12 protein-coding genes are annotated in these 17,857 nt (G+C 60.7%); 5 read left to right on the top strand and 7 right to left on the bottom strand.

The annotated features are described in order from the left end of the window. Positions 1-348: 348 nt before the first annotated feature. Positions 349-3,393: a M16 family metallopeptidase gene (locus tag LGH70_RS21150; protein WP_226189796.1), complete on the bottom strand. Its 3,045-nt coding sequence runs from the start codon at positions 3,391-3,393 to the stop codon at positions 349-351. Positions 3,394-3,601: 208 nt separating this feature from the next. Here LGH70_RS21150 and LGH70_RS21145 point away from each other — a divergent pair, with 208 nt between their 5' ends. Then, positions 3,602-4,009, top strand: coding sequence for a hypothetical protein (locus tag LGH70_RS21145; protein ID WP_226189795.1), 408 nt, complete (start codon positions 3,602-3,604; stop codon positions 4,007-4,009). 19 nt (positions 4,010-4,028) lie between these two features. Here LGH70_RS21145 and LGH70_RS21140 read toward each other — a convergent pair whose 3' ends face one another. The 5 genes from LGH70_RS21140 to LGH70_RS21120 form a co-directional block, all read right to left on the bottom strand. Further along, a complete protein-coding gene (locus LGH70_RS21140) occupies positions 4,029-5,126 on the bottom strand; it encodes a glycosyltransferase (RefSeq protein WP_226189794.1) in 1,098 nt (365 codons plus the stop codon). 225 nt (positions 5,127-5,351) lie between these two features. After that, a complete protein-coding gene (locus LGH70_RS21135; protein ID WP_226189793.1) occupies positions 5,352-6,980 on the bottom strand; it encodes an MFS transporter in 1,629 nt (542 codons plus the stop codon). A gap of 52 nt (positions 6,981-7,032) precedes the next feature. After that, entirely contained in the window at positions 7,033-8,877 is a 1,845-nt protein-coding gene (locus tag LGH70_RS21130) for an alpha-amylase family glycosyl hydrolase (RefSeq protein WP_431357433.1), read from the bottom strand. Between the two features lie 112 nt (positions 8,878-8,989). Further along, positions 8,990-9,697, bottom strand: a complete 708-nt coding sequence (locus tag LGH70_RS21125; protein ID WP_226189791.1) for an SDR family oxidoreductase — start codon at positions 9,695-9,697, stop codon at positions 8,990-8,992. Between the two features lie 88 nt (positions 9,698-9,785). Continuing rightward, positions 9,786-11,720 carry a glycoside hydrolase family 13 protein gene (locus tag LGH70_RS21120; protein ID WP_226189789.1) on the bottom strand — a complete coding sequence of 645 codons (1,935 nt, stop codon included), beginning with the start codon at positions 11,718-11,720 and terminating at the stop codon, positions 9,786-9,788. A 360-nt stretch (positions 11,721-12,080) separates the two neighbouring features. Here LGH70_RS21120 and glgP point away from each other — a divergent pair, with 360 nt between their 5' ends. The 3 genes from glgP to LGH70_RS21105 all read left to right on the top strand — a co-directional run bounded on the left by glgP (position 12,081) and on the right by LGH70_RS21105 (position 15,281). Next, on the top strand, positions 12,081-13,733 hold the full coding sequence (gene glgP, locus LGH70_RS21115; RefSeq protein WP_226189787.1) for an alpha-glucan family phosphorylase: 1,653 nt from the start codon (positions 12,081-12,083) through the stop codon (positions 13,731-13,733). A 287-nt stretch (positions 13,734-14,020) separates the two neighbouring features. Then, entirely contained in the window at positions 14,021-14,692 is a 672-nt protein-coding gene (gene gntA / locus LGH70_RS21110; RefSeq protein ID WP_226189785.1) for a guanitoxin biosynthesis heme-dependent pre-guanitoxin N-hydroxylase GntA, read from the top strand. After that, the gene (locus LGH70_RS21105) at positions 14,682-15,281 is read left to right on the top strand and encodes a DUF1989 domain-containing protein (protein WP_226189783.1); all 600 of its coding nucleotides are present in this window, start codon (positions 14,682-14,684) and stop codon (positions 15,279-15,281) included. Before gntA ends, LGH70_RS21105 begins: the two co-directional genes overlap by 11 nt. Positions 15,282-15,336: 55 nt before the next feature. Here the strand turns inward: LGH70_RS21105 and LGH70_RS21100 are convergent, their stop codons facing one another. After that, positions 15,337-16,023: an arylesterase gene (locus LGH70_RS21100; protein WP_226189781.1), complete on the bottom strand. Its 687-nt coding sequence runs from the start codon at positions 16,021-16,023 to the stop codon at positions 15,337-15,339. Positions 16,024-16,250: 227 nt separating this feature from the next. On the opposite strand from LGH70_RS21100, the gene LGH70_RS21095 reads away from it, so the two are divergent. Next, positions 16,251-17,771 carry a T9SS type A sorting domain-containing protein gene (locus LGH70_RS21095; RefSeq protein WP_226189779.1) on the top strand — a complete coding sequence of 507 codons (1,521 nt, stop codon included), beginning with the start codon at positions 16,251-16,253 and terminating at the stop codon, positions 17,769-17,771. Positions 17,772-17,857 lie beyond the last annotated feature (86 nt).

Genomic DNA, 17,857 nt, shown 5'->3' with positions numbered 1-17,857 from the left:
CTTGAGTTTCTCGGGTGCCCCACCATACTTGTCCCGGAGCATCTGAGAAAGGTAAGATGGTGCGGCACAGGTGTAGTGGTCTACCCTACGTTTCTCGGGTGGCCCACTACACCTGTGCCGCACCATCCCATATTTCCCGGAACACTGAAATACTACTATAGTCCGGGCCAGTCAGCACTTTTGAACGGCGTAGAGACGCGTATTCGCGTCTCAATCGTTGCTGAGGTTGTTTATTGCAACGATTATCGTTCAGCGACGAGACGCAGGTATGCGTCTCTACACCGTTCTATGAAGTAAAAAGCCCGGCTCCAAACTGGAACCGGGCTTTCGTGCGGAAAGGGAAAGCAGCTACTCGGCTTTCTCCTTCACTTTCGTGCTGTTGTCGTCTTTCTTCTGCTTGCGCTTGGCTTTGCGGCCGTCCTCATCCTTGGTCTTGGACTTGGCCTTTTTCACATCTTTGCCATCGGCCGCGGCCGCGGGCACGGCCGTGACGGTATTGGCGGCCGGCACGTTGGGCGTGAGGCGGTTGCCCTCGGCGTCCATTTCCACGATGTCGTAGCCCAGGGTGGTGATGCCGGGGTACACCTTGTTCCGGTCGCCGACCACCACGATGTACATATTATCGGCGGGCAGGTACTTGGTGGCAATGGCCTGCACGTCTTCCTTGCGGAGCTTGGCCAGAATGGCATTCTGCTGTTGCACGAAGTCGGGGGTGAGGTCGTATTCGAGCAGGCGGGCCAGGAAAGCGGCTTTCTGCTGGCCGGTTTCATACTTCAGCGCGTCGCTCTGGCCCACGGAGGTTTTGAGCAGCTGCAGCTCATCGTCGCTGATGCCGGTGGTGAAGCCCTTAATTTCCTTGCCAAACTCGGTCAGGGAAGCCGTGGTGGCATCGGCCCGCACGCCGGCCTGGGCCGTAAACGGACCCACGTAGCGCGTGCCCCGGAAGCTAGAGTAGGCCCCGTAGGTGTAGCCTTTTTCCTCGCGCAGGTTGTGGTTGATGCGGCTGGCAAACGAGCCGCCCAGCAGGTAGTTGGCCAAGTAGGCCCGGTAGTACTCGCCGGTAGCGTCGTAGGGCAGGGCCAGGTAGCCAATACGAATTTCCGACTGGGCCGCATCGGGCTTGTTGACGAAGTAGATGCGGGTTTTGTCGGGCTGCTTGCCGGGGTTGCCGGCGGGCAGGGTCAGGCCCTTGCGGCCCCAGTTTTTGAGGAAGCCCAGCTTGCCCACTACATCCTTCTGGTCCACGTCGCCCACGATTACCAAGTGCGACAAATCGGGGCCGTAATATTGCTGGTAAAACTGCTTCACGTCGTCGAGCGTGAGGCTTTGCACCGTGCTGGCCGTACCCATGACGGGCACGCTCATGATGTCGCCGGGGCCGTAGAGCAGGGCATTATAGGTTTTATCGGCAATGACCGTGGGCTGGGTGCTCTGGTTGGCAATGGCTTCCAGGGTCTGCTTTTTGAGGCGGGCAAAGTCGGCGGCATCGAAGCGGGGGCGCAGTAGCCGCTCTTCCAGCAAGGCCAGGGTAGCGGGCAGGTTCTTGGTCAGGCTCTGCACGCTCACGGTGGTATTGTCGGGGCCGGGCGTCACGGTAATCGAGCTACCCAGGCGGTCCAGGGCGTCAGAAAGCTGCTCACTGGTGTATTTCTGGCTGCCTTCGTTCAGCAGGGAGGCCGTCAGGGCCGCCACGCCGGCTTTGCCGGGGTTTAGTTGCTCGAGGCGGTGGCCGCCCCGGATGGTGAGCAGCATATTCACCGTGGGTACTTCCGTCGAGCGGCTACCCATCACGCGCAGGCCGTTCTGAAACTGTTCCTGCCACAGGGCGGGCACTTTCACCACGGGGTTGGCACCGGCGCCGGGCAGTTTGCTCCGGTCGAAGCTGTCCTTGGCCTTCACGTAGGTCAGGCCTTTGTACTCGTCGGCCGGGGCTTTGTAGGCTTCTTTGGTAACGGTGAAGTTGTCGGGCTTGGCCGGCGCGGTGGGCGCCGCCTTGGGCAGCACGCTCAGCACCACGGCCTTCTTGCCTTTGATGTATTGGGTGTACACGCGCTGCACATCGGCCTTGGTCAGGGCCCGCAGGCGCTGCAGCTCCACGGTAATGAAATTCGGGTTGCCGGTGTAAATCTGGTTAGCTGCCAATCGGCTCACCTTGCCGCTCACACTGCTCAGGCTGCTCACCAGGTCGGCTTCGCGGCTGGCTTTGAAGCGCTGCAGGTCCTCGTCTTTCACGCCCCGGCGCTCGAACTCGGCCAGACTCTGGCGCACCCGGTATTCGAGGCTGTCGAGGCCCTTGCCGGGGAAAGCCCGGGCCGACAGGGTGAATTCGCCGCTCAGCTCGGAGGTGGGGTGGTAGGCCTGGGCCCCAATGGCTTTCTGGGGCTTGGTCAGGTTCTGGTAGAGCAGCGAGTTTTTGCCGCCCCCAATGATTTCGGCCAGCGCATCCAGGGCCGTTTCGTCGGGGTGGTTCTGGGGCACGGTCGGAAACACCATCTGCAGCAGCGGGAAACGCACGTTGTCCTGGTAGCTCACGTAGCGGTCCTGGGTGAGCTTGGGAGCCGGCAGCTTCATGTTCTGCACGGCCGGCCCGCGGTTAATGCTGCCGAAGTACTTCTCGGCCATGGCCACTACATCGGCCGGCTTCACGTCGCCGCCCACCGTCAGGGTAGCGTTGTTGGGGCCGTACCAGCGCAGGAAAAACTGTTTCAGGTCGTTTACGTCGGAGCGGTCCAGGTCTTCGAGGTAGCCGATGGTCAGCCAGCTGTAGGGGTGGCCGTAGGGGTAGAGCGTCTTGGAAGTATACTCGCTTACCAGGCCGTAGGGACGGTTGTCGTAGTTCTGGCCCCGCTCGTTTTTCACGGTGGCCCGCTGCACCTCAAAGCGCTTCTGCGTCACGGCATCCAGCAAAAAGCCCATGCGGTCGGCTTCCAGCCACAGGGCCCGCTCCAGTTGGTTGCTCGGAATGGTTTCGTAGTAGTTGGTTCGGTCGCGGTTGGTGCTGCCGTTGTTGGTGCCGCCCGCCCCGATGATGACTTTGTCGAACATGCCCTGAGGGGCGTGGTCGGAGCCCTCGAACATCATGTGCTCGAAGAAGTGGGCAAAGCCTGACTTGCCGATCTGCTCCCGGGCCGAGCCTACGTGGTAGGTCACATCCACGTGTACCAGCGGGTCGGAGTGGTCTTCGGTCACGATGAGCGTCAGGCCGTTGGCCAGCACGTACTTCTCGTAGGGAATCACCAGCTCGCCGGGCTTGCGGGTTACTTTCTCGACGAGGCGGGTGCCGCTGGCGGTGGCAGCAGCAGCGGCCGGGGCCGGCTTTTTCTGTTGGGCCAGAGCTGGGGTCGTGCTCAGGAAGGCACCCAGGCCCAGCAGCAATAAGGAGTGTTTGCGCATAGAAAGGAGAAAATCGGGAAGGAAGCGGGAAGGTAAGGGGTTAAAAGACAATCCCGCAACGCAGCATGTTGCGCGCTTATGCGTCCTGAACGGGCAAAGCGGGCCGGTAAGTTCGCCTGGCTTGGCTACCGGCACACGCACCAAAGAAAACATTCGCTGTGCCCTTGCTTGTTACCTGGCTGCTGCCCTCTCCTTTTTCGCCTGTTCCGTGTCTATACCTACTGCCGAGCTTGAGTACCTGCGCCTGTCGTACCGGCCCGACCTGCACATTCTGTTCATGCGCTGGACGCGGCTGGTAACTTCTGCCGAGCACCGGGCGGGCTACCAGGCCGCGCTGGACTTTGCCCAGCCCCACCAGGCCGGCTACTGGCTGGTAGATCTGCGCACGCGCGGCCTGGCCGAAGCCGAGGACTTCACCTGGATTATCACCGATTTCCGGCAGCAGATGCAGCAGACATTGCCCGGCGTAGCGTTCCGCGTTGCCTACCTGGTCACGCCCTACCAGCAGGAGCTGATTAATAGCCGGCTGCTGAGTCAGGAAGGCATGTTCCGGACGTTTATCGAGGAGCAAAGCGCGTATCAGTGGCTGGCAACGCCCCGGGCCGAGGCCAGCTAAGGAATGCCGGGCCCGACGCTCAGCCTTCCGCCCATCGGTAGCGGCGCTCCTTCCACAGAATCAGGCTGGGCCAGGCCGTGTAGGCCAGCACGGCCAGGGACATAGCCAGCAGGTAAACGTCGTAGAGCAGCAGCACGCCCAACGACTCACGGTGGCCGGCCTGGCGTAGCGTGATGGTCAGAAACAGCGTCTGGCACAGTACTTTGGCAGCGTATAGACTCACGATGAGCTCGATAGGCACTAGGCCCGGCCAGCCCAGCACCGTGTAGAAAAACCCGTAGGAGCTGAACAGCAGGCCCAGCTGCCAGGGCAGGCGCACGGTGCCCTTCATCCAGCGCTTACGCTGGTGCAGCAGGTGGCGCACCGTGGGCTGAGGCACCGATATACCCAGGGCCTTGGGCGTGATGATGTTGCGGTAGCCCCAGCCCTGCCGCACGATCTGCTCGAAAAGCTGCAAATCCTCGGTGATGCTGAAGGCCAGCGCCTCGTAGCCCCCGATGGATTCGTAGGCGGCCCGCGTCACGAGCATGTTGTTGCCGACGGCCGTGATGGGCAGGCCCAGATCGGTGAGCAGGCGGATGAGGTTGAGGCCAAACAGCCAGTCGAGGCCCTGCAACCGGCCAAACACATTGCCCCCGGCCGTAGTAATACCCGTCACGACGCCCACGCCCTCGGGCGCGGCGGCCAGCATCGTTTGCACCCAGTCGGGAGCCGGGGCCATGTCGGCGTCGGTGATGAGGAAGGTATCGGCGGTGGCGGCGCGGCTCAGGTGGGCCAGCACGTTGCTTTTGCCGCGGGCCGTGCCCAGCTTCTGGCGGATGGGCAACAGCCGGAACTGGGGCTTGTCGGCAATGAAGCGCTGCACCACGCCCATGGTATCGTCGGTGGAGGCATCGTCGCCGATGAGAATTTCGAGCTTGTCGGCCGGGTAGTTGAGCCGCGACAAAGCCCGCAGGCACCGCTCGATGTTGGCTTCCTCGTTGCGGGCGGCAATCAGAATGCTGACGCGGGGAAACGAGGTAAGCGCGGGCAGCACCGGCCGCGGCCACACCAGCAGCACTAAAACAAGGGCATAAATGCCAAAGAACACGCTGAAAAAGACGGTAGCAAACAGCATAGAGCAGCCGGTAGAATACGGTAAGAATGACCGGGCCGGCAACCATGCGGCAGCCCGAGCTATAGCCTATAGCATACGGCAGGCCGGGTAAGAAGCGTTGTGGCGAAAACTGCTGATTCTCAGCAATAGAAGTGCGTATTAATACGGGTAGCAGCCCGGCTTATCCACAAAAAAAGCCTCTCCCAGGAATGGAAGAGGCTTTTTTGCTCGAAAGATTCTCAGCGGCTACGTGCGCGGTATCGTCGCTACCGGCGTGTCGTAGCCCGGCGAATCCGTGATTTGCAGGCTCGGATGCACATCATCGTTGTCTTTCACCCACAGCGTAAACAGGCCGGCGGCTATCATCGAGGCTCCGCCCAGGGCAATGGTATTCAGTGTGTTGCCATTGAACAGGTGCATGGTGGCCCAGCCCAGGATGGTAGCGGCCACAATCTGGGGAATGACGATGAAGAAGTTGAACACGCCCATGTAGTAGCCCATTTTATTGGCGGGCAGCGAGCCGGCCAGAATGGCGTAGGGCATGCTCAGAATGCTGGCCCAGGCAATGCCCACCATGGCCATCGACACCATAATCAGGTCGGGGTTGGTGATGAGCTTGAGCGAGAGCAGGCCCAGGCCCCCGATCAGCAGGCAGAGCATGTGGGTGCGGCGGCGGCTGGTGCGGGCCGCAATCAGCGGAATCACGAAGGCGAAGATGGCCGCTACCCCGTTGCGCACCGACGAGGCCAGGCTGAGCCAGTCGGCACCGTCGTTGTACTGCTGCTGCACCCGCTTCAGCTCCGTCTGGTCGGCGGCGCTGGGCTGGGCGTGGGTCAGGTAGTAGCTGGCCAGGTTCAGGGTGAGAATCTTGTCGGGCTGGTCAGCCTGAAACTGATTGATTTCCCGGATGTCGCCCTGCAGGGAGCTGAGCTCCTTTTGGGCCTTGCCGTCGGTGGCGCGGGTGCTGGCCTCGGCAATAAACCCGGCCACGCGGTTGTAGAGCCCGGTATCCACCTTCATGTTGTAGATGTTGCTGGTCACGGCATTCGTGGAGTAAATCCACATCGAGAACAGGGCAAACCAGGTGAAGAACTGCACGATGGCCAGCTGCCGCATAGCCGTGGGCATCTTGAAAATGCCCATGAACGACTCCTTCAGGCCGTCCAGAATACCGACCTGCGCGTTTTCCCGGCGGAACTCCTCCATGTTTTCCGGCGGCGTTTCCTTGCTGGTGAATACGGTGTACATCACGGCCAGAATGAAGGCGACGCCCCCGGCATAGAACGACCATTTGACGGACGGCGGAATCTCGCCGCTCGGGGCCGTATTGCTCAGCTGAAACCAGTTGTTGAATATCCAGGGCAGGGCGGCGGCAATAACGGAGCCCACGCCGATGAAGAAGCTCTGCATGGCAAACCCGCGGGTGCGCTGCTCACTGGGCAGCTTGTCGCCGACGAAGGCCCGGAACGGCTCCATGCTGATGTTGATGCTGGCATCCAAAATCCAGAGCATGCTGCCGGCCATCCACAGCACCGAGGAGTTGGGCATCACAAACAGGGCCAACGTGGCCAGAATGGCACCAATCAGAAAGAACGGGCGGCGGCGGCCCCAGTACGGGTGCCAGGTACGGTCGGAGAAATAGCCGATGATGGGCTGCACCACCAGGCCTGTAAGCGGGGCCGCAATCCACAGAATCGGAATGTCGTCCTTGTTGGCTCCCAGGGTTTCGAAGATGCGGCTGATGTTGTTGTTCTGCAGCTCGAAGCCGAACTGAATGCCCAGGAAGCCGAAGCTCATGTTCCAGATCTGCCAGAAGCTGAGACGGGGTTTTTGGCGGGTGTCGCCGGTGGGCGTGGCCGCTACGCTGGTTGCCATGAATCGGGGAATTTTAGGGGAGAGGTAAAGGTGCGGGAGTTGAGGCTTCAGCCTATTCTTTGGGCTTGATTTCGAACACGTAGGCGCTGAGCGGCGTGAGCGTGATGGTCAGGCTTTCGGTGGCCGGCGCCTTGTTCAGCACGTCGGTGTAGGTGTAGAACTTGGTGGGGTCGAGGCCCATGGCCTGCATGGCCGCCTTGGGAATCTCGATTTTGGGCGTCAGGGTCACGTCCTTGCTGAAGTTGGCGATGATGAGCAGCTTCTGCTTGTCGGTGTAGCGCAGGTAGCTGTAGACGCGGCGCTGGTCGTAGTTCTTGCCCAGGTTGTTGGCGTCCTGCAGCTCGTAGAACTTGCCCTTCCGAATAGCGTCGCTGGTGCTGGTCAGGTTGAGCAGGCGGGAGTAGAAGTCGCGCAGCTGCTTTTGCACGCCATCGAGCTTGCCGCCGTCAAACTTGCCGCCGTTCATCCACTTCTGGTGTTCGGGCACGCCCCAGTAGTCGAAGATGGTGGTGCGGCCGTCGGCGCCGCTGAAGCCTTCCGAGCCGTTGGCGGGCTCCCCTACTTCCTGCCCGAAGTACAGCATCACCGGGCCCGAGCCCAGCGTGGCCGACACCGTCATGGCCGGAATGGCCGTGCGCGGGTCGCCGGCAAAGTCCTTGGAAGCAATGCGCTGCTCGTCGTGGTTTTCCAGGAAGCGCAGCATGCGGGAGCCGAAGCCCCGGCTTTCCTCGCTCCACACCTTGGTAATATCCTCGGTGTTGCCCGAGCCCGTCATCAGGCGGCGCAGGCCGTCGTAGAGGCCCACTTTGTCGTAGAGGTAGTCGAATTTGCCCTTCTCCAGGTAGTTGCGGTACTCCTTGGGGTTGTAGGCCTCGCCCATGAAAATAACGTTGGGCTTCACCTTCTTCACCTCCGGAATCACCCAGGCCCAGAACTCGGTGGGCACCATTTCTACCATGTCGCAGCGGAAGCCGTCCACGTCTTTCTGGGCCCAGTACACCAGAATGTCGCGCATCTTAAGCCAGGTGTCGGGCACGGGCTCGAAGTAGGTTTTGCGGCCGTTCTGGTAGTCCACGCCGTAGTTGAGCTTCACGGTTTCGTACCAGTCGTCCACCTTCGGGGCTTCCGAAAACACGTCGTTGCCGGTGGCCTTGGCGGGTGTTTCTACAAACTTGCCGTCCTCCTTGGGGCCCAGGGCTTTACCCAGTGGGTTGCCGGCCGCGGGCACAATCAGGGTTTTGCCGGGCAGGTAATAGAAGTTGTTGTTGGGCGCAAACGCCTTGGTCTTGTCGTCCTTTTCGCCCAGGTCGAGGGTACCCACGGGCTTGGCATTCGACTTATAGCTGCGGGCTACGTGGTTGGGAATGAAGTCGATAATGACTTTGAGGCCGTTGGCGTGGGTGCGCTTCACCAGGGCCTCAAACTCCTGCTTGCGGGTTTTCACGTCCACGGCCAGGTCGGGGGCAATGTCGTAGTAGTCGCGGATGGCGTAGGGCGAGCCGGCGCGGCCTTTCACCACGTCGGCGTCGTCGGGGCCGGGGCCGCCGGCTTTGCTGAAGTCGCTCATAGTGGCGTGTTCCAGCACGCCGGTGTACCACACGTGGCTCACGCCCATCTTCTTGATGGCCTGCAGCGCCAGGTCGTTGATGTCGTTGAACTTGCCCACCCCGTTTTCCACGTTGGTACCGTAGGGCTTGTTGACGGCCGTTTTGTTGCCAAACAGGCGCGTCATTACCTGGTAAATCACCAGCTTATGATCCTGCGGCACCTCATCGGTGGTGTTCGGGTCGGCAAGGGAAAAAGGCTCGGACACGGCAGAAGTTGAACTCGGAAGTGGAAGAGAGAAAGCAGCCAAAGCCAGACTGGCGGCCACGGCTGGAAGTAGCAGTTTTTTCATAGTGGAGGGAAGATATGGCTTAATGTGGAAAATGACTTACTGAAGGCAGCTACAGCCAGTTCTATTCATTTCTCACATTCAGCCACATTAGCACATTCCCCACACTGAAACCCTACCATTCCTGGGTCAGGGGGTGAAGCATAAGCTCGTCGATGACCACGTGGGCCGGGGCTTCCAGGATGTAGCGCACGGCCTGGGCCACATCGACGGGCTTGAGGTGGGTTTTTTCGGTGTCGGGGCTGCCGGGCTTGGATTCGTTGAAGTACGTATCGACCAGGCCGGGGTAGATGGTGCTGACCTTGACGCCGTGGGGCCGCACTTCCTTGCGCAACGAGCCCAGCAGCGCATCCTGGGCAAATTTGCTGGCCCCATACACGGTGCCGTGCTCGAAGGTACGCCGGGCTACGTCGGAGGTGATGCCCACGATATGGCCACTTTTCCGGCTCTTGAAGTGGGGTGCCAGGAACTTGCAGAACAGGAAGGTGCCTTTCACATTCACGTCGAACATCCGGTCCCACTCGTCGGCGGCGTTGTTTTCCAGTAGGTTAAACGAGCCCACCCCGGCATTGCAGACCAGGATATCGACCTGGCCGTAGTGGCGGATGGTTTCGTCTACCACGTTCTGCACGTCGGTTTCGTCCGACACGTCGGCGGGAATGGCTAGGCCGTTGGTTTTGTGCACCAGCTCGTCCAGCTCGTCGGCCGAGCGGGCCACCGATACGACTTTGGCGCCCTGCATGGCCAGCAGCAAGGACACGGCCCGCCCGATACCGCGCGAGGCCCCGGTGACAATGGCAACTTTATCGGTGAGGTCGTTCATAAGCAGCAGAGCTAGAGGTGGTTGGTAGCAATCAGGAAGTATAGTCTACAAAATTGGACGCGAAAAGACGCTACGGCGTTCCGCTTTTCTACTTTTTCAGCTCCACCACCCAGGCCGTGCGCCCTGGAATCCGGGCCGCCTTCAGATCAGAAAGCGTCGCCCCCGTGGTGACCTCCGTGCCCGACGAAAACCCGCTCAGGCGCTCGGCAAACCGGCCCAGGTCTACGGCCTTTTCGTCCTTGTTCGAGTTCATCATGACCATTACCGTGCCCGCGTCGGAGTGGCGGAAGTAGGTGTAGATACCGTCCTGGGGAATAAACTGGGTGAGCTTGCCGGAGTGCAGAGCCGGGTGGGTTTTGCGGTAGTTGGCCAGCTTGCTCACGTAGGTAAACGCCTCGCCCGCCGGCCCCGTGCGGCCCGCGGCCGTAAAGTAGTTCTGCTTATCCGCGGCCCAGCCGCCGGGGAAATCCTCGCGCACCAGCCCGTCGGGGTTGCTAAAGTTCTTCATCAGCACCTCGGTGCCGTAGTAGAGCTGCGGAATGCCGCGCGTAGTCAGCAGCCAGGCCAGGCCCATCTTGTACTTGGCAAAGTCCTCCCCAACAACCGAGTAGAAGCGGCTCAAATCGTGGTTGTCCAGAAACACCACGTTGCGCATCGGGTCCTCGTAGAGCCAGTCGCCCTGCAGGGCGTAGTAGAGCTTGGCAATGCCGTCGGTCCAGCCCGCGTCCTTGGTCAGGGCCTCGTTGAGGGCGTAGTAGCTCTGGAAGTCGGTTACGCCCGGCAGGTTCGACTTAAACCCGTTGACCGGCGGCAAAATGTTGCGGGCAAAAAAGGCCTGCTGCCCGTTGCCCTGCACCCAGGTTTCGCCGAACATGCCCAGCCGCGGAAACTCGCTGAGCACGGCCTCACCCCACTGCATCAGGAAGTTGCGGTCCGAATACGGGTAGGTATCGATGCGGTAGCCGTCCAGGCCGGTGTATTCCACCCACCAGATAAAGTTCTGAATCACGTAGGTGGCTACCAGCGGATTGCTCTGGTTCAGATCCGGCATCGTGGTGTCGAACCAGCCTTGCCCGTAGAGCTTACGGTCTGCCTCGGCGGCGTAGGGGTCGTTGAAGGCCGCGTCGCGGAAGTTGCTGCGCGTGAAGCTGGGCCACTGGTGAAACCAGTCGGCGGCGGGCGGCTCCACAAATAAGTAGTTCTGGCTGCCCATGTGGTTGAGCACCACGTCGTGAATCACCTTCAGCCCGTTCTGATGGGCCCGCTGCACGAAGCGCACGTAGTCCTCGTTGGAGCCGTAGCGCCGGTCCACGGCGTAGTAATCGGTTAGGGCGTAGCCGTGGTAACTGGCCTTGGGCATGTCGTTTTCCACCACCGGCGTGGGCCAGATAGCCGTGACGCCCAGCTCCTTGAGGTAGTCGAAGTGCTGCTCAATGCCGCGCAGGTCGCCGCCGTGGCGGGCGTACATCGAGTCGCGGGCCACGCGGCTTACGCGGGTGCCTTTCACGACATCGTTTTTCGGGTCGCCGTTGGCGAAGCGGTCCGGCATGAGCAGGTACACGAAGTCGGCGCTGGTGATGCCCTGCACCTTGGTGTTGTCGCCGGGCGTGGTACGGGCCCGCAGCTCGTAGCTGACCTTCACCTTCTTGGCGCCCCGAAACTCCAGGCTCAGCTTGCCGGGCTTGGCTTCGGGAGAAATGCTCAGGTTGACAATCAGATAGTCCGGGTTTGCGAGCTTCTGGGTGCCCTCCAGCATGACGCCGGGGTAGCTCAGCGCTACCGTGCTACTCCCGATTCCGGAGCTATGCACCAGTAGCTGCAGTCTGGGGTTTTTCATGCCTACCCACCAGAAGGTCGGGTCGATGCGGATGGCCGCGGCTTTGGCCACAGAGACTACTGCAGCCGCGGGAGTTGCGGCAGCTAAGGTCAGTGGCGGCGCGGCCAGCAATGCTCCGGCAAGCAGGGACAGAAAACTCGGGAATTTCATGCGCAAAATCAGGTCGGCGGCGAAGAGAGGCAGCAAGGTAACCTGAGCAGCCGCAGCGTGCAATATGAGCCGGATTAGAAAGGGCGAAAACCGCATTTGCAGCTTGTAATAGCCTAAAAAAGGCGGATGGTTAATCAGGTCGTGGAGTTTTTTGTTGCGGAGTTTATTTCGTTTTGCTGCCGCGCAAAGTAGCGCTGAACCGGCCCAACAGCACTTTGCTGGCGAGCAGATACCGGCAGCGGAGTTGAAAAGCGCAAAAAATAGCCCGCAATGCAAACGTTTGCTCTGAGGCTCACGCAATTCGCGCTTTTTTTTAGTCCGGATTGTGCTGACCTTGGCACCCCGATTTGACGCGCCGCCGTTGGCAGCGGTCCACATTTCTCTTTCCTTCTGCTCATGCCCTTCCAGTTTCAACCATACGCGCCAGCCGCCGAATTCTCCACTCAGGCCGCGTACTTCTCCATGGAGTTTGCCCTCGACCAAGCCCTGAAAACCTACTCCGGTGGGCTGGGCTTTCTGGCGGGCTCCCACATGCGCTCGGCCTACGAGCTCAAGCAGAACCTCATCGGCATCGGCATGCTCTGGACCTACGGCTACTACGACCAGGGCCGCAACGAGGACCAGACCATGCGCGCCGACTTCCGCCTGAAGCACTATTCCTTCCTCGAAGACACGGGCCTGGTGTTCCCCATCACCATTCACGGGGCTGAGGTGAAAGTGAAGGCCATGTACCTGGCGCCCGACACGTTCGGCACGGCTCCCATGTTCTTTTTGACCACCGACATTCCCGAAAACGACTACATCTCGCGCACCATCACCCACTACCTCTACGACGCCGATACGGCTGCCCGCGTGGCGCAGTCGATGGTGCTGGGTATCGGGGGCGGCAAGCTGCTTGACCTGCTAGGCGTGAAGATGGACACCTACCACCTCAACGAGGGCCACGGCCTGCCGCTAGCGTTTTACCTCTACGAAAAACACGGCCGCAGCCTGGAGGAAGTGCAGAAGCGCCTGGTATTCACGACCCATACGCCCGAGCTGGCCGGCAACGAGGAGCACCCCATGAAGCTGCTCACCGACATGACCTTCTTCGGCACCATTCCGGCCGATGAAATCCGCCGCGTGGCCCGCGTGGAGCAGAACGACATTCTGAACTACACGCTCACGGCCCTGCGCTTCTCACGCAAAGCCAACGCCGTATCGAAAGTGCACGGCATCGTGGCCAACGAAATGTGGGGCCATTACGAAGGCATCTGCCCGATTATTCCGATTACCAACTCCCAGAACGGCACCTACTGGCGCGACGCCGACCTGCATGCGGCCCTGGCGGCCGACGACGACCAGGCGCTGCTGGCCCGCAAGCGGGAGCTGAAAAAGGAGCTGTTCGACTTCGTGGCCGACCAGACCGGCACCCTGCTCGACCCCGACGTGCTGACCGTAGTATGGGCCCGCCGCTTTGCCGGCTACAAGCGCGCCAACCTGATTCTGCACCACTTCGAGCGGTTTGCCGAAATGGTCAGCCAGCAAGACCGCCCCGTGCAGATTATCTGGGCCGGCAAGCCCTACCCCAAGGACTACGGCGCCATTGGCATGTTTAACGACATCATTCAGCGTACCAAGCAATTTAAGAACTGCGCCGTGCTGACCGGCTACGAGCTGGGCCTTTCCAAGCTGCTCAAGAAGGGCTCGGATATCTGGCTGAACACGCCGCGCTTTCCCCGCGAAGCTTCGGGCACCAGCGGCATGACGGCCGCCATGAATGCCTGCTTGAGCCTGAGCATCCCCGACGGCTGGATTCCGGAGTTTGTGCGCCACGGCGAAAACGGCTTCCTGCTGCCCCTGGCCGAGCTCAACGAACCCGAGCACGTGAAAGACGACGTGGAAGCCCGCGGCGTGCTCGACGTGCTGGAAAACGAAATCCTGCCGCTTTACTACGACGAGCCGGCCAAATACCTCGAAATTGCCAAAACCGCCATGCGCGAAGTAGAGCCCGAGTTCGAGTCGCACCGCATGGCCACCGAGTACTACCGGGAAATGTACAATGCTTGAGCTTAGGCTTACACAAGCAGAACAGTAGTTGGTGATGAGAAGGCGGTTCGGCAAATAAGTCGGGCCGCCTTTCCTGTTTTTTAGTAAGACTACGGTCGAGCTTTCAACCGATATTTTTACAGTCTAGTATGGCCCAGACGCAAGTTGAACCGTAAAAACAGTCGGGCCTACGGTAGAAGCAGGTATTTGTTTAGTAATTATATTAGCAAACTTCAACAGAAATACAGTCGTATCCAAGAGCAGGAATAGAGCTATTCCGTTCCTGATTGTAAAGTAATCTGTTGGATATGACTGCTGAAGAACAAAATATAGTTACAAGGGAATATCTTGATTTTATACAAAACCGAGAATTCCCCTGCGTAGCTGCCAAGACTGCCCTTACCTGGAACCAGATTCAGACCCTAGTCGTGGACCACATGGCTTGCCCCAAGGACGACACGGCCATTCTGCAGTTTCTCTACGACTTTGTCGATACCTATCGGCAGTCCGAGAAGCTCTACCACAGCGCAGCCATCATCTTCAAAGGCCCCGAGCACCCGACGGAGGCCCAGTTCGATGAGTTTCTGTGGCAGCGCCTGCAGGCCGTGTCCAACCTAGATGCCCAGCGCTACGGCTACGACAAGCGCGTGGTAGCCGACCCCAACTCTCCCGATTTCAGCTACAGCCTGAAGGAAGAGGCCTTTTTCGTCATTGGCCTGCACCCGGGCAGCAGCCGGCCGGCGCGGCAATTCAGGTACCCCACGCTGGTATTCAACGCCCACGACCAGTTCGAGCGAATCCGAGCGGAAGGCCGCTACGACAAGCTGCGCCAGACAGTCCGCACGCGGGATATTGCCTATTCGGGTTCCATCAACCCCATGCTGGAGGACTACGGCCAGTCGTCGGAAGTATACCAATACAGCGGCCGGGCGTATGACAATGCCTGGAAGTGCCCATTTTTAAGCCAACATGACCGATAACCTCACCATCATTCCACCCCGCAGCGGCGTTTCGTTCCTGCTCAAAAAAGGGCAGCGCCTCAAAGTAGTCGACATTGAGGGCGAACAGGTTTCCGATTTCGTCTGCTACAACCTCGACGACAAAGCCGAATACCTGTCCTCGGGCCGCACCATCGACTACGCCGAAACCATCCTGCTAACCAAGGGCCACCCATTCTATTCGAACCGCAGCAACGTGATGTTCGATCTGGTGGAAGATACTGTGGGCCGGCATGACTTTCTGCTCACGCCCTGTAGCGCCGACACGTTCCGCATCATCTACGGCCACACCCAGCCCCACCGTGGCTGCTTCGGCAACCTGTGCGCGGCCCTGGAGCAGTACGGTATCGGCCCCGATGCCATACCCATCAGCTTCAACATCTTCATGCACGTGACCGTGGACGGCGACACGGGCCGGGTGGCCGTGCTGCCTCCCAAAAGCAAAGCCGGTGACTACGTGATACTGGAAGCCAAAATGGACTTGCTGGTGGGACTCACGGCCTGCTCGGCCGAAATGTCGAACAATTACGCCTTCAAGCCCATCGGCTACCAGATACTGGACGCCAAGTAGCATCTGGCTTGGCCAACTCGTATATCAGCGCCCCGGAGCAGGTCACCAAGGTGGCTTATTCCGGGGCGCTGAGCATGGGGCCCAGCACCGCCCAGACGTTGCTAGCCAGAATCTTCTGCCCGGCAGCATTGGGGTGCACGCCGTCGGGCAGGTTCAGGTGGCGCTGGCCTAGCACACCCTGCAGCAAAAACGGTACGAAAGGCAGACTGTTCTTCTCGGCCAACACCCGGAACAGGGCCTTGAACTCGGCGGCGTAGCGCCCGTACTGGTGGCCGCCCAGCACGCTCAGGTCGAAGGGAAACTCCAGGCCCACCAGCACGATGCGGGCCTTGGGGTGCTTGAGGCGTACCTGGTCGATGATGGCCTGCAGGTTCTGGGTGGTTTCGCGGACGGGAATGCCGCGCAGTCCGTCATTGGCGCCCAGTTCCAGCACAAATACGTCTACGGGCTGTCGGGCCAGCACGCTGGCCACGCGCTGCCGGCCGCCGGCCGTGGTTTCGCCGCTCACGCCGTAGTTGAACGCCTTGTAGGGTAAATCCAGCGAGTCGAGTTTGGCTTGCAGTAGGGAAGGAAACGCTTCACTGGCGCGCAGCTGGTAGCCGGCCGTGAGGCTGTTGCCGAAGAAAATGATGTTTTGCATACGGATAGGAGCCACCACGGGGCGGCGTTCAGCGGGCGAGGAATCGGCCGGCCCGCAGGTGGCCAGCAGCAGGCCCAGGCTAAGCAACAGGAGCTGACGCATGGTAAAAAGCTAGGGAAGGCAGCCAAACCAGTCTATACTCCAAACCCTGGCCGCAGGGTTGTGACGGTCCCGCTTTTTCTGGGGATATCCGTCCGCTAAATACTATTAACTCTATATACAATCCTTAGATTTGGCTTCCTGTCTAACCTCCGTAAGTTTGGGTCTGTTTCCGGGGTGTATGCATCGTTTCCGCGGTGCTGCTCTTGCACGGCCCAACACCTACCGCTATGAAACAACTGTTACCTACCTGTGGGGTTCTGCTGGCCGCAGTGCCGGCCCTGAGCCAGGGCCTGACCAACCTGGGCGCAGCCATGACCATTCAGCCGGGAACCAGGCTGGCCGTGGCCGGCGGCGTAATCGTGAGCAGCGGTGGCGCTATTGCCAACGCCGGCACCCTCTCGCTCACCGGCAGCTGGACGAATAACAACGCCACCGGCGGCGTGCTCACGCCTACCACCGGCACCGTGCAGCTGGTCGGAACCGGCACCCAGCAGATTGGCGGCAGTAGCCCTACTACCTTCCACAACCTGGATGTGAGCGGTGCCACCGGCCCGGTGCAGCTGACTTCCGATATTTCGGTGGGCACCAACGGCGGTACCCTCACCCTGGGCCCGGCCACGCTGCAGCTCAACTCCCGAGTCCTGACGCTGAACAACGGTGCCGCTTCGGCCCTGAGCCGCACCACGGGCATGCTGATCAGTGAAACGACTTCCCCGGCAGGCTATGGCCGGCTGAACTGGGTGATTGGCTCTAACACCGGTACTTACACCGTGCCGATGGGCTCGGGAGCTACGGCCGTGCCCATGACGGCTGCTATATCGGTGGCCGGTAGCGGTAGCGGCTCCCTGTCCTTCGCCACCTATGCCACGGCTCCCAACAACCTGCCCCTGCCCGCGGGCGTCAGCACCCTGCAGGGCAGCCCCAACTCCGCCATCGACCGGTACTGGCTGGTGCAGCCGGCTGACTACACTGTGGCGCCAACCTCAACCCTGACGCTGGGCTACCTTACCTCGGAGTGGAATACGGCGCCGAATACCATCGTCGAAAGCCGCCTGCGCCTGCAGCGCTGGAATGGCTCCGGCTGGGAAAGCCCGCAGGGCAGCGTGAGCGTGGCTAATAACGCCCTGACTACTGAGCTGCAGAACATCTACGGCATCTTTGCCGGCGCCGACCAGAGCAACCCGCTGCCCGTGGAGCTGCGCGAGTTTACGGCCCTGGCCCAGCAAGCCAATGCGCTCCTGAGCTGGTCGACGGCTTCGGAGCTGCGCAACGCGGGCTTTTTCGTGGAAGTAAGCCTGGACGGCAAAACGTTTCAGCGCGTGGGCTTCGTGGCGGGCAAAGGCACTACCACGACCGTTCAGCAGTACCGGTTCATGGACACTGACGCGGCCCGGCGCGGCCCGGTGCAGTACTACCGCCTGCGCCAGCAAGACACCGACGGCACCGAGTCCTACTCGCCGGTTCGTACTGTCAGCTTTGCCCGGCCCACCGTGGCCAGCAGCTTGGCGGCCGCCCCCAACCCGGCCCGCGGCAACTATACCGTGCACCTGACGGCGGCGGCCGCCCAAACCGTGCAGCTGACCGTGCATGACGCTCTGGGCCGCCTTGTGAGCCAGCAGCCGGTGGTGCTCCAGGCTGGCGCCAACCAGCTGCCCGCAGCCTTCACCGCCGCGCAGCCCGTGGGCGTGTACCTGCTCACGGCCATCATCGACGGCCAAGTGCTGCGGACCCGCCTGGTGCGCGAATAGGCCGGCCGCAGATGAAATTAACGACCGAATAAACCTTTTTGCCGGGAAAGCGCTTTAGATTTGCAGCCAGATAAGAATGGTTCTTA

Source organism: Hymenobacter nitidus, from assembly GCF_020447315.1.
Taxonomy (GTDB): Bacteria; Bacteroidota; Bacteroidia; order Cytophagales; family Hymenobacteraceae; genus Hymenobacter; species Hymenobacter nitidus.
This window is presented reverse-complemented; position numbering and strand designations above follow the sequence as displayed.

What these genes read in the sequence shown, in the direction of transcription:
- LGH70_RS21150 (WP_226189796.1), bottom strand. Translation starts at nt 3,393, where the DNA reads ATGCGCAAACACTCCTTATTGCTGCTGGGCCTGGGTGCCTTCCTGAGC.
- LGH70_RS21140 (WP_226189794.1), bottom strand. Translation starts at nt 5,126, where the DNA reads ATGCTGTTTGCTACCGTCTTTTTCAGCGTGTTCTTTGGCATTTATGCC.
- LGH70_RS21135 (WP_226189793.1), bottom strand. Translation starts at nt 6,980, where the DNA reads ATGGCAACCAGCGTAGCGGCCACGCCCACCGGCGACACCCGCCAAAAA.
- LGH70_RS21130 (WP_431357433.1), bottom strand. Translation starts at nt 8,877, where the DNA reads ATGAAAAAACTGCTACTTCCAGCCGTGGCCGCCAGTCTGGCTTTGGCT.
- LGH70_RS21125 (WP_226189791.1), bottom strand. Translation starts at nt 9,697, where the DNA reads ATGAACGACCTCACCGATAAAGTTGCCATTGTCACCGGGGCCTCGCGC.
- glgP (WP_226189787.1), top strand. Translation starts at nt 12,081, where the DNA reads ATGCCCTTCCAGTTTCAACCATACGCGCCAGCCGCCGAATTCTCCACT.
- gntA (WP_226189785.1), top strand. Translation starts at nt 14,021, where the DNA reads ATGACTGCTGAAGAACAAAATATAGTTACAAGGGAATATCTTGATTTT.
- LGH70_RS21105 (WP_226189783.1), top strand. Translation starts at nt 14,682, where the DNA reads ATGACCGATAACCTCACCATCATTCCACCCCGCAGCGGCGTTTCGTTC.
- LGH70_RS21100 (WP_226189781.1), bottom strand. Translation starts at nt 16,023, where the DNA reads ATGCGTCAGCTCCTGTTGCTTAGCCTGGGCCTGCTGCTGGCCACCTGC.
- LGH70_RS21095 (WP_226189779.1), top strand. Translation starts at nt 16,251, where the DNA reads ATGAAACAACTGTTACCTACCTGTGGGGTTCTGCTGGCCGCAGTGCCG.